The following is a 14,465-nucleotide window of genomic DNA, read 5'->3' as shown; positions in this document are numbered from 1 at the left end:
ATCAAAAAAAATACCTCGGAAAGCTTATCACTTCCGAGGTATTTCATTCAGTATATTGATACAATTTAGTTTTCAGATGGCAACGAATATATTGCTGCTGTAACCAAAATTGCTACAATAATAATCGCTACAATTAATGGTTTCCAAATTGCTTTTCTGGGATATTGTTCCTCATTCGGAAAATACTTTGGAACAAAGTAATACGAAAGGACTGATCCCCCTGCAAGGCCACACAAATAAGCAAGTGAACTTTTAGGGTTTTCAGGAATACTCACTATAATTCCAGAAAGTATCGTGATTATAATAGAAACACCCAATACAATATAGGCCTCTTCTTTCTTATTTACTGCGGTTAGATTCTGGTATAATAAAACCCCACCAAAGAGTGTTGATAGAAAAATAGAAAATCCTAAGATTACTTTTTTAGAATAAATTTTGGGTAATTGTCCTTCCATTATATTACTTCATCAATATTATAGTTCTTATGTTCGCGGTTCGTTCTGATGATCATTTCTCCCAGGAATCCGGCTACAAATAGTAAAGTTCCCATAATCATCATCGTTAATGCAATGTAGAACCAAGGATTATTGGTGATTAAATGGCCATAGATTCCTCTGGCTACATCAATCAGTTTGGATACCCCCAGCCACAATGCTGAAAGGAAACCAAAGATAAACATTAAAGTTCCTACTGCTCCGAAGAAGTGCATTGGCCTTCCTCCGAAACGACTTACAAACCAAAGGGTTACCAGATCCAAAAATCCTCTAACAAACCTTTCTGTTCCGAATTTTGAAGTTCCGTAAGGTCTTGCCTGGTGCTGTACTTCTTTCTCAGTAATTCTTCTAAATCCTGCATTGGCTGCCAGTACCGGAATATAACGGTGCATATCTCCATATACATCCACAGATTTTACAACCTGCTTTTTGTAAGCTTTCAAACCGCAGTTGAAATCGTGAAGATAAACACCTGAAACTTTTCTTGCTGCTGCATTGAATAGTTTTGACGGGATATTTTTCGTCATCACATTATCAAAACGTTTCTTTTTCCAACCGGAAACAATATCGTAATTGTCATGAATAACCATATTGTACAGTTCCGGAATTTCTTCCGGAAAGTCCTGTAGATCGGCATCCATTGTAATTACCACATCTCCGTTTGTTCTTGCAAAGGCAGCATGAAGTGCCTGAGATTTCCCATAATTTCTGGAAAATTTAATAGCGTGGATCTGAGGATACTGTACTTTCAGGTTCTCAATAATGCTCCACGATAAATCCGTACTTCCATCGTCTACAAACCAGATCTCATAAGATAAACTATTGGTTTGGCAGACTTTATCAATTCTTGAAAAAAGCTCTTCCAGAGAGTCTTCTTCGTTCAGTAACGGAATAACTATAGATAAGTTCATTTAATTTTAATAAAAATTAGTCTTGATTTGTTTCTTCGGGTTGATAGATACTTCTTGTTCTGAAAAATGCTCCGAAAAACACCGACAAAACTACGTAAAATATAAGAATTGCTGCAAAATATCCTGAAAAATGACTTGCGGTAAGCATATCTTTTCCTTTTACAGCGTCTGGAGCAAAGCTCTGCACTCTCTCTTTATACTTCTGATCAAGCTCGTCAATATCTTTTTGATGCTTTAAAATTTTTCTCGCGGAAGTATATTCAGTATCCAATTCCGACTTCTGTCTTTGAACATATTGGTAATTCAAAAGTTTTTTTGCATCGGTATCTGCAAAGTTTAAAAAAGCATAAATACTGACAATCGAAAGAATTCCTCCAATGAACATTGGAACGAACGCTCTTTTGAAAGCTTCTTTAAAAGTTACCACTCTATGGTTGTTCCAATAGGTTTTTACCGACCAGAATGCGGCCCCGGCATAGAGAATCGGCAATACAAAAGCATTGGATTTCAGTGAGATATCAAAATAATTGATTCCTGAAAAAAAAGTGTACACTACAAAGAAAACGATCATTGTAGCGATAAAAAGTATAATTCCTAGTGTTGATGGACTTTTCGTCATGTTAAATTTTTTAGAAAAAAGTTGAAAAATTATTTCCCTAAATGTCAGCCGATTAGCTCTACTACTGCATTTTTTCAACAAATTTTCTTTAATAAAGTTTTGAAGTTTACAAATATTTCCTACCTTTGCAACGGCAAGTCCTAAACAACCAGCTCCTGAGAATCCTCCAGGGTGGGAACGCAGCAAAGGTAATCGGTCGTAGCGGTGTGATTTAGGTAGCTTGCCATTTTTTTTTGGTTTAAAGTGAAGAGAGAGGTAATTTGATAATTATCTTTTTTTGTTTTTAATACCTTACGCATCATATTCATTTTTCTAATTTTTCAGATTACCTCTTTCTTGTTATTGATTAAAATTCGAAGGTCTCTCCTAATTTTGGTAAAACAAGTTCTACATTCTTATCAGCAAAATGCTTTAATGCACTTTCATGATTGATCTCAATTGCAGGGAACGTATCAAAGTGACATCCGATTACTTTCGGCGTTTTTAATAGCTCTGCTGCTGCGAAAGACGCTTTTCTCGGGCACATTGTGTAGTGGCTCCCGATCGGAAGGATAGAAAGGTCGATATTCCCATATAATCTTGGGAAAAGCTCCATATCTGCCATTACACCTGTATCTCCGGCCAAATACACATTCTTACCTTCAGGCAATCTGAAAATAAATCCTACAGGAACTCCTCCATAGCTTCCATCCGGGAAAGAACTTGTGTGGTGAGCCGGAACCATGGAAATTTTAAGATCGTCGATTTTTGCCGACCCTCCTAAGTTCACATCATCTTTATTTTTAGCTTGTGTAAAGTAACCGCATACTTCCGGTACTCCAATTACGGTTGCCTCCGGATAATGCTGTAATACTTCCGCTACATCGGCAATATGATCTCCATGGGCATGGGTCAAAAGGATGTAATCAATTTTCTGAGCGGTAATATCAAAACCTGATTCCGCTTTTTTGTAATTGTAGAAAGGGTCACTTAAAATTGTTTTGTCCTTGTACGTGAACAGAAAACAATTTTGCCCTAAGAATTGTATTTTCATTTTAAATTTAATTTCAAATATGATTAAACACAAATGACTCAAATAATTTCACAAATAACACAATAAGGTTAGTGACATTCGTGAAAGCATTTGTGCCATCCGTGTTTTTTTTAAAACGCAAAGCGTTGTTTATTTACTTTAAACTATTTCGATGGGAATTTATCTTCAATCAGTCTCAGATTAATCCCATGTTCCAGATACGCCTTACAACCGTCTAAAACTGTCGTAAAACCGCCTGTATTGTCATTAACCTGTCTTAGCATCTCATCACCTGTTTGAGTGAATCCATAGCTCTTAATAACAACAAGAGTTCCGTTTTCCATGGTTTTAAACTCATAGTCTACATTTACAGAAGGTTCTCCCCATACTGTTTTAATCAGCTGGTTCGGAATAATCTGATGAACGTTCACTACGTTTTTCACGCCATACATTTCCCATTCCCAGGTTACTGTTTTCCCTTCTTCTAATTTTCCGGTAGATTTTGTAAACCAGAAATTAGTGGTTACTTCAGGATTGATGAATGCTTCAAAAACATCTTCAACCGGTTTTCTGATAAGCATTTGTGCTTCAACGTAGACATTGGAACTCATGATATTATATTTTAGATTTAGTTAAATAAATTAAGTCCGGCTGCCGTAAGAATCGCCATTATAAACGTCATAATTCCTACCTGCTTTAGATACTGATCTAATTCTTTCGGTTCTTTTACTGACATGATGCTTCTTCTCAGTTTTGTCAAAGGAAACATTAAGATCATCACAATAAAAGCATAATAGTTTTGCTGCTCAAAGAATCCATTAATCCCCAGGAAAGCCAAGATCAATATCAATGGAAGATTTAACAGGATCATTTCATAGATCATTGCATTTTTGAATCCGATTCTTAATGCAAAACTGTTTTTTCCTGATAGTTTATCACTTTCAATATCTCTCATATTGTTCAGGTTCAAAACAGCCATACTCATCATTCCTACTGCAGTTCCCGGCAACAGCATATCCCAGCTGAATGTTTTGGTAAACAGGAAATAACTTCCGCATACAGAAACTAACCCGAAGAAGATAAATACAAAGATATCTCCCAATCCCATATATCCGTAAGGCTTCTTCCCTACTGTATATCCGATTGCTGCTAAAATACTTGCCACTCCCAAACCAATGAAAATATAAAATTCATTCATATAATCCGGAATGAAAGCCACATATAATAAAGCAATCGTAGCAATGAAAGATAATGCTGAGAAAAGAATAACAGCATTTTTCATCTGCTTGGCAGTAATTTTTCCTGATGCCACTGCTCTTGCTTCTGCTTCATTGATTCTTTTTGCATCCGTTCCTTTTACTCCGTCACCATAATCATTAGCGTAGTTTGATAAAATCTGATACAACAACGTTACTAAAAGGGCCAGTGCAAAAATCTTCCAATCCCAAATTCCTCCTTCTCTATAAAGTCTCCATTTTGCAATGAAAGCTCCCATAATAATTCCGCTTAATGATAGCGGTAAAGTTCTAAGCCTTGCGGCTTTTATCCAATCTGTCATTCTATTTTATATACTGAATTTATAAAATTATTTGAATCATATTCTATTTCTGCAGGTTCAAGCTTTGCATCCAAAAAACTGTAAGTAAACCACCTTCCACCATGAACGATCAATTCATCAACACTATCCCCGTCCCATTCATCAATACATCTTGAACACCGTAACAGTCTCCCGCCTTCATTTAAAAGAAAAATATTTTCGCTTAATTCTTCAATCCAGTCGTATATGCATGGAATGAGAATTTCTTCATTTTCATTGATGATTCCCCATTTACCATTGGGATGAAAACTGTAAACCATTATATCTGATCGGATTTTATCCAATTTAGCCTGAACAATTTCAATTTCAGGATCTTCTTTTTCAGCTCCTGCTAAATTATACCAGTCTCCCTGAAAAAACTTATAATTTTGACTCATTGAACATTTTTCAATAAAATCATAAGTCTGCTTCAACGGCTGTTCTCCATCAAAATTGATAAGAATAAAACCTGCTTCTTCATCTATTGACTCATAACCAACTCTGATACAACTCTCCCCAACCTCATCAATACGGTTAAAACCTGTATACGTTTTTTTCTTATTACCCTTGGTATCGAAACAGATTATTTCATTTTTATCTACTGCAAAAATGGTTTCTTCAGCAGGGCGAACTACCACATCAAGATAAGCTTTATCTAAAATAAAATTTCCGTTATTATCTACAACTTGTTTTCTTGCTCTATTATCAGGGTCTGTGATAGATGCTACAAACAGGTTATATCGATAAACTTCACATACATTAATATTATCCAGTTTTATTTCTTTTATCTCGTTATCAATAACTGCAACATTAGGAAATAAATTAAAATAACTTTCTTTTTCCTGCCTGATAAATCTTCCTTTTGTATCAAAGTAATATACCTGGCCTAGTAATGATTCCGAGTTTACAGTATCTTTAAAAGAGTTTTTACAAACAAAAACATTAAATAGACTGTAAAACCATATTGAATCAAAATAAGGAAATATGAGTATATTACTATTCTCTTCGGAACAAATCCCATAACAGGTTTTATATTTCCAAGGATAAATAGACTTCGTATCCGTCAGATAAATCCTTCTAAATCTCGAATCGTAACCTTCGGAAGACCATTTGCCTACTTCAAACTCCTGATCATTTACATTGAAATAATACCATTCGTGTTCAGGATTTAATGGAATCAACGGAAAAAAATTTTTCCCAGAGAAATCTTTATCAAGGTTAGCATAAAAAGACCGATCTGACAAATACTGTTCAAAATCGACAGAGAGAAGAAATTCACTTTCTTTACTTCCTCTATTTTTTTCAAGATCTTCCCTACTGATTCTCATGGCCTACAAAAATAGTTTACCAGAATTTATGATATCCACTTATCGTCTCCGAAGTTTGGTTTTCTTTTTTCAAGGAATGCATTTCTTCCTTCTTTAGCTTCTTCTGTCATATAAGCTAAACGGGTTGCTTCTCCTGCAAATACCTGCTGGCCAACCATTCCATCGTCTGTAAGGTTCATCGCAAACTTCAGCATTCTGATAGACATTGGAGATTTTCCTAAAATTTCCTGAGCCCATTCGTAAGCAGTATTTTCTAATTCTGCATGGGGAACTACTTTGTTTACCATACCCATTTCGAAAGCTTCCTGAGCGGAATAATTTCTTCCTAAAAAGAAGATTTCACGGGCTTTTTTCTGACCTACCATTTTAGCAAGGTAAGCAGATCCGTAACCACCATCAAAACTTGTTACATCAGCATCAGTTTGCTTGAAAATAGCGTGTTCTTCGCTTGCTAAAGTAAGATCACACACCACATGAAGCGAGTGTCCACCACCTACAGCCCATCCCGGAACGACTGCGATTACCACTTTTGGCATGAAACGGATAAGGCGCTGAACTTCCAGAATATTTAAACGGTGTCTTCCGTCTTCTCCAACATACCCTTGTTCACCTCTTGCTTTTTGGTCTCCCCCACTGCAGAAAGCCCAACCACCGTCTTTAGGACTTGGCCCTTCTCCTGAAAGCAAAACAACCCCTATTGAAGGATCTTCAGAAGCATCATAAAAAGCATCATATAATTCTGAAGTTGTTTTAGGTCTGAAAGCATTGCGTACTTCCGGTCTGTTGAAAGCAATTCTTGCTACACCATTACATTTTTTATAGGTAATATCATCGTATTCCTTAACGGTTTTCCACTCGATCATTTTGTTAAAATTTTTCTCAAAGATACGGAATTACAGAGAATTTTCAGGGATGAAATTTAGCGGGTAAATGATAAATAATGAGCAATGGATAATCCGTAATAAATGATGTTTTTCATTAAAAATAAAAGCCGGAACATTTCTGTTCCGGCTTTTTATCATTAAGTTATAAAATGATTATTTTGCTGGTGCAGCTGCGCTTAGCTCAGCTTCTTTAGCTTTCATTTCTTTCACTTTATCTAAGTTTTTAGTTACTACATAAATTTCTTTTAGTGTACTAACAGCATCGATATTCTTAGGGTCTACTTTATACCAGCTTTCTGCAAATGGTAAAGCTTTTGCAAATCTAGCTTTTCTCTCATCGATTAATTTAGTTGCTGCATCCGGCTTGTCTTTTCTCAACGCATTGATTTCACCTACTACTTTTCCATCGTCTCCAATCGTTGTATATACAAGGTTTTGGTAAGCGTTTGCAAAGTCTGGTTTAAGCTCAATTGCTTTTTTGAAAGACTCTAATGCATCATTCACTGTAGCTGGAGTTTTTGCCTGCATTACTCCAAGGTTATACCAGTTCGTTGCATCATTAGGATTCTTCGCTAATTGTTCTTTCAGACCGTCAACAAATTTCTCTGTATTTCCTGAGGCAAGATAAGCACTGGTCTGATCTTCTTTAAGCTTAGCATTATTAGGATATTTAGCTAATCCTTTTTCAATAACCACAAGGGCTTCGTTAGGCTTCTTAGCGTTAAGATATAATGATGTTAAAGTTTCATATAAATCTACTTCTACTCCTTTTGATTGCTCACTTTTGAAATCTGTATAATCAGAATTCTTTTTCATAAGATCCCAAGTCGCTTTATCAAGGTTTACTACCTGTCCGCTTTTCTTTTCTTTTGCGGTATAAGTAGTTTCTACTCCTGTAAATCCAGAATTAACCAGGTCAGAATATATTTTGATAGCTGCATCAGTATTATTAGCTAACGCTTGGCTAAGTCCGGCATAATACATATATAATTTATTATCCTGGCCATTAGCCTTCAACAGGTCATAAACTTCTACAAACTTAGGTGCTGCAGCTGCATAGTTTTTTGCGTTATATGCATCCATTGCTGCTTTATTAGCCTCCTGAAGCTGCGCGTTTACATCTTTCTTTTGTCCGAAAACCAAAGCAGATGCCACGATAGCCATACCTAAAATTAGTTTCTTCATAATAACTATTTTATATTAATTGTACATTTATTCTTCAGAGTCAGAATTCTCATCTTCAGCCTGAGGTGCTGTATTTTCATCGTCAAGGTTACCAAATAAAGACTCCATTCCTTCCTGAATTTCTTCTTCGCCACCTTCTACATTCTCCATCCCTTCAAGTTCTTCAGAGTCATCTTCTACATCCTTATCCATTTCTACTTTTGCAATGGCTGCAATTTCGTCATTTTTCTTAAGGTTAATTAGTTTTACCCCTTGTGTATTTCTACCCATTACTCTCATTTCATCCATTCCCATTCTGATGGCAACACCGGATTTATTGATGATCATCAATCCATCTTCGTCTGTTACGTTTTGAATAGCAATCAGATTTCCTGTTTTTTCGGTAATGTTTAGGGTAATAACTCCTTTTCCTCCTCTGTTTGTAATTCTGTAGTCTTCTACTGCAGTTCTCTTACCATATCCTTTTTCAGATACCACAAGAACTGTTTCTTTTTCTACATCATTCACAACAATCATACCAATAGCTTCATCATTGTCTTCCATAGCAATACCACGAACTCCAATAGAACCTCTACCTACCTCTCTTACTTTTTCTTCAGGGAAACGGATACATTTACCATTTTTAGTTGCGATCATGATCTGAGAAGAACCATTTGTAAGGTAAGCTCCCAATAATTGGTCATTATCTCTAATTTCAATAGCATTTACCCCATTTACCCTTGGTCTTGAATATGCTTCTAACGAAGTTTTCTTAATGGTACCGTTTTTAGTAACCATTACTACACTCATTTGATTTACATATTCAGAGTCTTTCAGGTTGTTGGTTCTGATATATGCTTTGATCTTATCATCCGGTTCAATGTTGATAAGGTTTTGTACTGCTCTTCCTTTTGCAGTTCTTGAGCCTTCAGGAATTTCAAATACTCTTAACCAATAACATCTTCCTTTTTCTGTAAAGAATAACATATATTGGTGGTTTGTTGCCGATACAATATATTCAAGGAAATCGGAATCCCTTGTTGTAGCCGCTTTATTACCTACACCACCTCTACTTTGAATTTTATATTCTGAAAGGGATGTTCTCTTAATATATCCTGCGTGAGAGATTGTAAGAACTACAGATTCATTTGGAATAATATCTTCAATAGACATTTCTCCTCCTGAATAATCAATTTCAGTTCTTCTTTCGTCCCCATATTTTTCTTTGACTTCAATCAGTTCATCTTTAATAATCTGGAATCTTCTTGGCTCATTAGCAAGGATGTCTTCCAAATTAGCAATCTCCTTCATAATAGCATCATACTCATCACGGATCTTATCAAGCTCCATTCCTGTAAGACGAGCTAATCTAAGATCAAGAATTGCCTGAGCCTGAATATCTGAAAGCTCAAATGCTTCAATCAAACCTTCTTTTGCAGCCTGAGGATTGGCACTGTGACGGATAATAGAAATCGCTTTATCTAATGAATCCTGAGTTCCAATCACTTTCATGAAACCTTCTAAGATATGTGCTCTCTCTTTTGCTTTTTTAAGCTCATACTGAGTTCTTCTTACGATGACCTCATGTCTGTGCTCTACAAAGTGATGAATGATATCTTTAAGATTCAGCTGCTCCGGTCTTCCGTGTACCAACGCAATGTTATTTACGCTGAAAGAAGTTTGAAGTGCTGTATATTTATATAAAAGGTTTAGAACAACATTCGGAATTGCATCGTTTTTCAATTCGTAAACAACACGAAGTCCTTTTCTATCCGACTCATCTCTGATCTCATGGATTCCCGGAATCTTCTCATCTTTAACAAGTTCCGCAGTTCTAGCGATCATTTCCGCCTTATTAACCTGGTAAGGAACTTCTGTTACGATAATAGCATTTCTGTTTCCAATTTCTTCGAAATTAACTTTCGCTCTCAGAACCACTCTACCTCTACCGGTATGGAATGCATCTCTTACTCCGTCATATCCATAAATGATACCTCCTGTAGGGAAATCCGGAGCAATAATGTGCTGCATCAGCTCATCGATTGTAATTTCTTTGTTATCAATATAAGCACAGATAGCATCTACAGACTCAGAAAGGTTATGTGGCGCCATATTAGTTGCCATCCCTACAGCAATACCTGAAGCTCCGTTTACCAATAGATTAGGAATCTTAGTTGGCATTACAGTTGGCTCCTGTAAGCTGTCGTCAAAGTTGTTCTGGAAGTCTACAGTTTCTTTGTCAAGGTCAGAAAGAACCTCATCAGAGATTTTTTTCAGTCTTGCTTCGGTATAACGCATTGCTGCTGGTGGGTCACCATCCATAGAACCGAAGTTACCTTGTCCGTCTACCTGAGGATAACGTAAGCTCCATTCCTGAGCCATCCTTACCATCGCGTCATATACAGAGGAGTCTCCGTGCGGGTGATATTTACCCAAAACGTCCCCAACAATTCTCGCAGATTTTAAATATTTTCTATTCGAAAAAACCCCTAATCCATACATACCATAAAGTACTCTTCTATGAACGGGTTTCAAGCCATCTCTTACATCTGGTAGCGCTCTTGAAACGATAACAGACATCGAATAATCGATATAAGATGACTTCATTTCATCAACAATGTTGATAGGAATTAGTCTTTCTCCTTCTTTTTGCATAAACAAATTTATTATAATGATAGTCAGACCCTTAGCTGGAAGTCTGAAAATTATTTATTTCCAATTTTTATTAACGGGCTAATTTACGAAAAAAATGCCGATTTTTGCGATAGAATTTATCCACAAAATCTTAAAAATTCTTAAAATATGAGCGTATTAAGTATAACTTTCCATTGCACGAAAAATAATCTGGAAGAATGGGAAAATTATATTGATGAAACCCTGATTTTAATGACTGAAAATCTGATGGATGTTAACCAATACATCTTATCTGAAGTTCACAGCGATTATATTGATGAAGGAAAAAACTATAATCTTCTTCTGATTTTTGATAATGATGAGCTGAGAAATGATTTTCTTGAAAGCGAGTTAAAAAATATAGCTGAACACATTGAAAATAAATTCGGACAGGAAGTACTGATCTTCGATACGCTCCTGAATCCTAAAAAAACCAGGCTGTAATTAATAAAAGTAAAAGCACTGAATATTTCAGTGCTTTTTTTATTATCCTTTATTTATCTATGAAATCCGTTATGATGGCCTCCGCATCCACCATGGTGATAATATCCGCCATGATGGCCACCACCATAAACATATACTCTTTCTGTATATCTCGGGCCATAGCCGTAATATCTTGGTCCGTAATATCCATATCCATGCGTTCTGCCTCCATAATATCCATCAACTGCACAAGATGACAGTGTGAGTATTATTACCATGACTCCAAGAGTCTTAAGCATTGTTTTCATTTTTTCAACTTTTTGTTCTGCATTAAAATAATCAATGTTAATGCCAATCAGACAAAAAAAATATTCATTTTTAAAATAAAAAAATGCCTGTTTTGACAGAGCATTTTTATTCGATTTTCTTAATAGCCATTTCTTTTTTTAACTTGCCCCGGAGCATAATCTTTAGCACTTCCACCATATATTTTTTTAGCTTGCCCGGGCGGAATCTTCTTAGTTTGATAATATCCACCATTATCATACGCCACACAAGAGGTAAACATAGACATGATGATCAATGCACCTGTAATTTTAAATATAGCCTTCATTATTTCTACTTTTTCCAATTTTATGAATACCCTAGAACAAGGTTTAGGCCAAATTGTTTAATGTTTAGGGTTTAAAGTTGATTTTCTGCGATGAACTACTTTTGCAGCATCATTACTCAATGACCTCACTTCTCTTCTCCATCAAGATAAGATCTTTCCATTCATCATTGAGTTTTCCTATTTTTTTGCGAACGCCTACGATTCTAAACCCGTTTTTCTGATGTGATTTGATAGCCATTTCATTTTCGGAAAAGATATTGGTCTGCAATGTCCAGAATCCATGATCCTCGCTATCCAGAATTATCTTTTTAAGCAATACGGAACCTAATCCCTTCCCTTGATATTCATTATCAAAATAAATGCTTACTTCTGCCACTCCTTTGAAAGCTTCTCTTTTACTTACCGGTTTAAGAGCGCACCATCCCACCACTTCATTATTTTCGTTTTCCAATACCCAACGGCAGTCATTGAAATATTCCATACTCCAGGCTTCAGCAGTAGGAACTTCTGTTTCCAAAGTAGCAATACCTCCTTCTACACCTTGTCTGAAAATTTCCAGTACTCTTGCTTCATCACTGGGAAGCATTTCTCGTAATTCGTAATTCATAGGATTAATGATATTTTCTTTTGTATTTTCTTTTGATCCGTGCATAATGGGTTTGTTTACTCTTCTCATCCTGTGAAACTACACTTATATTCCCATCCACCTCAAGTACGGATAATTTAACATTTTTGATGTTTTCGATACCATGTTCTCTAATGGCTTCTTCCAGTTCATTTTCGGTAATTTTAACCCGATTTAAAGCAGTCTGATCTGCAACTCCATCTCTTATTAAAATAACAGGTTCATCCTGCATAAAAGCTTCAAAGGAACGATTGGAGAACATAAGCCTCTTCAAAATAAAGTTAGCCACAAATAAAACCAATGCCGCCACAATACCACCCAACAGCGAAGTATCCGGGCCAACCATTGCATTCTGAACAGCATTTGAAATCAACAGCAACAGCACTACATCTCCCGCATTAAGTTGAGAGAGCTGATTTTTACCAAATAAACGAATCGCAATTACCATGAACAGGTAAACGCAAAGGGAACGAACCGCAACGTTGATAATAGAATCCACAATTTTTTTATCTACTCAAATGTATTGATTTTTTGGTATTGATGAGAAAAGTATTTGTTGTATGGATAGAAGAATATAAATATAAATTCCTTGATTGTATGAAATAGATTACAATTAATTAGTTCATGGAATAATAACCTTCCTTCGTATATTCTCATTAAAAAATAGTTTTTCTGCATTTCAGGGTCTAAAATCCACTAAAACTTCTTCACCGATTTCTAATATTAATGAGGTCTCAAAAGCATTATTTTTTTCTCGAAAAGGAAGAAATTCCATCATCTGTATAATAATAGAAATAATTTACTGCAGGTGTAAAGATTATAACCGAATTACCATTTATACCAAATGTTCCATCAGAATTAATATAATCAAAATCTAAAGACAAAATTTCACCATTTGTTTTTAAAATATTGTATCTGTTTTTTTTCATAAAAACACCAATAGCATTCCGTTGATAGGCTGGTGTTATACACTCTATTTTTGTTGTAGTGATAAGGTTTAGTTTATTATTTTCAAAAACATAATAATTCCAAGTACCATTTTCAAGAAACATAATATATTTCCCTAAAAATCGGGCTTTTGCATATGATTTCTCACTTATTTTTCTTCCATTGGAAAGAAACAAACCAAACCCGTTTTTTTGTTTAACGATAACTAAATTTTCTTCATAAATTAATCTTTTTTGTAAAATTATAGAGTCTACATCTACTTTAAATACAGGTTCTTTAGTTTCTCGGTTTATTAAGTTATATTTTTTATGATCCTTTTCTACAATAAAATAATCTGGACCTGCTGGTTCGGCACATCCTATAAAATCAGTTCTAGGTAAGCCATCCCTTAAATTAAAAATTGAATTTTCCGTATTACTATTGTCATTATAAAAGATAGCATATTTTTCATATGAAGACAATTTCACACCAGTTGCATTTTTATAATAAATGAATTTTCCACTACGATCAATTAATCCCCAATAGTTTTTATATTTTACAATTGCACTATTTCCAACAAAAGGATATGCTACTTGAAATCCAGTAGAGATTATTTTACTTTTGGATTCTGTGTTGTAGAAGTAAAAATAGTCCTCAGGATTGCTTTTATCCATAGAGTTGCTCACAGAAATGCTATCATTCGCTGACATTTTAACAATTTCGTTGAGCATTTCAAAATTTATTCTATTCTCAAACCTCTTAAGGACGCTCTGAGAATACATCTTCGCGGAAAAGAATAATAAAGTAAAAAATAAATATTGTATGGTTTTATTTGAATTCATGGTTTAAAGATTAATAAGAAAAGTTAATCATTTCTTTGAGAATAGTCCCTATCAATATTTTTATTAATTATTGTTTTATTACACCATTATCTAAAATCCCAATTACCGTCTACCCACTCAAACTTATGAAGACTTACCTTTTTTCAAACAGTTAATAAATATAAAATCCCTTCTAATTGACTAAAGATTCTTTAGCATATAGCCAAGGACTAAGTCCATTTAAAGATGTGTGCGGATGATTACTGTTGTAATCGATTTGCCACTCATAAGCCATTGCATTTACCTCCATTATAGACCCGAATAGGTATGCATCCAAAACGTCTTCTCTGAATGTACGGTTTAAGCGTTCAATATATGCATTTTGGGCAGGTTTT

17 protein-coding genes and 1 other RNA gene are annotated in these 14,465 nt (G+C 35.1%); 2 read left to right on the top strand and 16 right to left on the bottom strand.

Annotated features, from left to right (window positions below):
* Positions 1-65: 65 nt before the first annotated feature.
* From GTR01_RS21930 to GTR01_RS21920, 3 genes are read right to left on the bottom strand one after another with little or no spacing between them, the layout of a single operon-like run.
* Positions 66-455 (bottom strand): hypothetical protein, encoded by a 390-nt coding sequence (locus GTR01_RS21930; protein ID WP_160139858.1) that lies wholly within the window; start codon positions 453-455, stop codon positions 66-68.
* Positions 455-1,405, bottom strand: coding sequence for a glycosyltransferase family 2 protein (locus tag GTR01_RS21925; RefSeq protein WP_160139857.1), 951 nt, complete (start codon positions 1,403-1,405; stop codon positions 455-457). The genes GTR01_RS21930 and GTR01_RS21925 overlap by 1 nt, the downstream gene beginning before the upstream one ends.
* 16 nt (positions 1,406-1,421) lie before the next feature.
* Positions 1,422-2,024 (bottom strand): DUF4199 domain-containing protein, encoded by a 603-nt coding sequence (locus tag GTR01_RS21920; protein WP_160139856.1) that lies wholly within the window; start codon positions 2,022-2,024, stop codon positions 1,422-1,424.
* 131 nt (positions 2,025-2,155) lie between these two features.
* Here GTR01_RS21920 and ffs point away from each other — a divergent pair.
* An RNA gene (gene ffs / locus GTR01_RS21915) (signal recognition particle sRNA small type) lies at positions 2,156-2,253 on the top strand.
* 117 nt (positions 2,254-2,370) lie between these two features.
* Here the strand turns inward: ffs and GTR01_RS21910 are convergent.
* From GTR01_RS21910 to gyrA, 7 genes are all read right to left on the bottom strand, one after another.
* The gene (locus GTR01_RS21910) at positions 2,371-3,057 is read right to left on the bottom strand and encodes a metal-dependent hydrolase (RefSeq protein ID WP_160139855.1); all 687 of its coding nucleotides are present in this window, start codon (positions 3,055-3,057) and stop codon (positions 2,371-2,373) included.
* Between the two features lie 143 nt (positions 3,058-3,200).
* The gene (locus GTR01_RS21905) at positions 3,201-3,647 is read right to left on the bottom strand and encodes an SRPBCC family protein (protein WP_160139854.1); all 447 of its coding nucleotides are present in this window, start codon (positions 3,645-3,647) and stop codon (positions 3,201-3,203) included.
* A 17-nt stretch (positions 3,648-3,664) separates the two neighbouring features.
* Positions 3,665-4,594, bottom strand: coding sequence for a 1,4-dihydroxy-2-naphthoate octaprenyltransferase (gene menA / locus GTR01_RS21900; protein WP_160139853.1), 930 nt, complete (start codon positions 4,592-4,594; stop codon positions 3,665-3,667).
* Positions 4,591-5,940, bottom strand: a complete 1,350-nt coding sequence (locus tag GTR01_RS21895; protein ID WP_160139852.1) for a WG repeat-containing protein — start codon at positions 5,938-5,940, stop codon at positions 4,591-4,593. Before GTR01_RS21895 ends, menA begins: the two co-directional genes overlap by 4 nt.
* 26 nt (positions 5,941-5,966) lie before the next feature.
* Positions 5,967-6,803: a 1,4-dihydroxy-2-naphthoyl-CoA synthase gene (locus GTR01_RS21890; RefSeq protein ID WP_160139851.1), complete on the bottom strand. Its 837-nt coding sequence runs from the start codon at positions 6,801-6,803 to the stop codon at positions 5,967-5,969.
* 174 nt (positions 6,804-6,977) lie between these two features.
* Positions 6,978-8,009: a tetratricopeptide repeat protein gene (locus GTR01_RS21885; protein ID WP_160139850.1), complete on the bottom strand. Its 1,032-nt coding sequence runs from the start codon at positions 8,007-8,009 to the stop codon at positions 6,978-6,980.
* A 27-nt stretch (positions 8,010-8,036) separates the two neighbouring features.
* Positions 8,037-10,643 carry a DNA gyrase subunit A gene (gyrA, locus tag GTR01_RS21880; RefSeq protein WP_160139849.1) on the bottom strand — a complete coding sequence of 869 codons (2,607 nt, stop codon included), beginning with the start codon at positions 10,641-10,643 and terminating at the stop codon, positions 8,037-8,039.
* A 147-nt stretch (positions 10,644-10,790) separates the two neighbouring features.
* Here gyrA and GTR01_RS21875 point away from each other — a divergent pair, with 147 nt between their 5' ends.
* Positions 10,791-11,105 carry a DUF4286 family protein gene (locus GTR01_RS21875; protein ID WP_160139848.1) on the top strand — a complete coding sequence of 105 codons (315 nt, stop codon included), beginning with the start codon at positions 10,791-10,793 and terminating at the stop codon, positions 11,103-11,105.
* 53 nt (positions 11,106-11,158) lie between these two features.
* Here GTR01_RS21875 and GTR01_RS21870 read toward each other — a convergent pair whose 3' ends face one another.
* The 6 genes from GTR01_RS21870 to GTR01_RS21845 all read right to left on the bottom strand — a co-directional run.
* Positions 11,159-11,383 (bottom strand): hypothetical protein, encoded by a 225-nt coding sequence (locus tag GTR01_RS21870; RefSeq protein WP_160139847.1) that lies wholly within the window; start codon positions 11,381-11,383, stop codon positions 11,159-11,161.
* A 128-nt stretch (positions 11,384-11,511) separates the two neighbouring features.
* Positions 11,512-11,697, bottom strand: a complete 186-nt coding sequence (locus tag GTR01_RS21865) for a quinol oxidase subunit 4 (protein WP_160139846.1) — start codon at positions 11,695-11,697, stop codon at positions 11,512-11,514.
* A gap of 112 nt (positions 11,698-11,809) precedes the next feature.
* A complete protein-coding gene (locus GTR01_RS21860; RefSeq protein ID WP_228452314.1) occupies positions 11,810-12,349 on the bottom strand; it encodes a GNAT family N-acetyltransferase in 540 nt (179 codons plus the stop codon).
* Positions 12,309-12,821 (bottom strand): DUF421 domain-containing protein, encoded by a 513-nt coding sequence (locus tag GTR01_RS21855; protein WP_160139845.1) that lies wholly within the window; start codon positions 12,819-12,821, stop codon positions 12,309-12,311. The genes GTR01_RS21860 and GTR01_RS21855 overlap by 41 nt, the downstream gene beginning before the upstream one ends.
* A 244-nt stretch (positions 12,822-13,065) precedes the next feature.
* Positions 13,066-14,091 carry a hypothetical protein gene (locus GTR01_RS21850; RefSeq protein WP_160139844.1) on the bottom strand — a complete coding sequence of 342 codons (1,026 nt, stop codon included), beginning with the start codon at positions 14,089-14,091 and terminating at the stop codon, positions 13,066-13,068.
* A gap of 172 nt (positions 14,092-14,263) precedes the next feature.
* On the bottom strand, positions 14,264-14,465 hold a 202-nt coding region (locus GTR01_RS21845), incomplete at its 5' end, for an integrase core domain-containing protein (RefSeq protein ID WP_160136626.1).

Source organism: Chryseobacterium sp. c4a, from assembly GCF_009900745.1.
Taxonomy (GTDB): Bacteria; Bacteroidota; Bacteroidia; order Flavobacteriales; family Weeksellaceae; genus Chryseobacterium.
The sequence above is the reverse complement of the archived record's forward strand: the minus strand, read 5'-3'. Positions and strand labels throughout refer to the sequence as shown.

Coding starts and splice junctions, on each gene's coding strand:
- GTR01_RS21910 (WP_160139855.1), bottom strand. CDS start 3,057: ATGAAAATACAATTCTTAGGGCAAAATTGTTTTCTGTTCACGTACAAG.
- GTR01_RS21920 (WP_160139856.1), bottom strand. CDS start 2,024: ATGACGAAAAGTCCATCAACACTAGGAATTATACTTTTTATCGCTACA.
- GTR01_RS21865 (WP_160139846.1), bottom strand. CDS start 11,697: ATGAAGGCTATATTTAAAATTACAGGTGCATTGATCATCATGTCTATG.
- GTR01_RS21885 (WP_160139850.1), bottom strand. CDS start 8,009: ATGAAGAAACTAATTTTAGGTATGGCTATCGTGGCATCTGCTTTGGTT.
- GTR01_RS21925 (WP_160139857.1), bottom strand. CDS start 1,405: ATGAACTTATCTATAGTTATTCCGTTACTGAACGAAGAAGACTCTCTG.
- GTR01_RS21850 (WP_160139844.1), bottom strand. CDS start 14,091: ATGAATTCAAATAAAACCATACAATATTTATTTTTTACTTTATTATTC.
- GTR01_RS21905 (WP_160139854.1), bottom strand. CDS start 3,647: ATGAGTTCCAATGTCTACGTTGAAGCACAAATGCTTATCAGAAAACCG.
- menA (WP_160139853.1), bottom strand. CDS start 4,594: ATGACAGATTGGATAAAAGCCGCAAGGCTTAGAACTTTACCGCTATCA.
- gyrA (WP_160139849.1), bottom strand. CDS start 10,643: ATGCAAAAAGAAGGAGAAAGACTAATTCCTATCAACATTGTTGATGAA.
- GTR01_RS21890 (WP_160139851.1), bottom strand. CDS start 6,803: ATGATCGAGTGGAAAACCGTTAAGGAATACGATGATATTACCTATAAA.
- GTR01_RS21895 (WP_160139852.1), bottom strand. CDS start 5,940: ATGAGAATCAGTAGGGAAGATCTTGAAAAAAATAGAGGAAGTAAAGAA.
- GTR01_RS21930 (WP_160139858.1), bottom strand. CDS start 455: ATGGAAGGACAATTACCCAAAATTTATTCTAAAAAAGTAATCTTAGGA.
- GTR01_RS21860 (WP_228452314.1), bottom strand. CDS start 12,349: ATGCACGGATCAAAAGAAAATACAAAAGAAAATATCATTAATCCTATG.
- GTR01_RS21875 (WP_160139848.1), top strand. CDS start 10,791: ATGAGCGTATTAAGTATAACTTTCCATTGCACGAAAAATAATCTGGAA.
- GTR01_RS21870 (WP_160139847.1), bottom strand. CDS start 11,383: ATGCTTAAGACTCTTGGAGTCATGGTAATAATACTCACACTGTCATCT.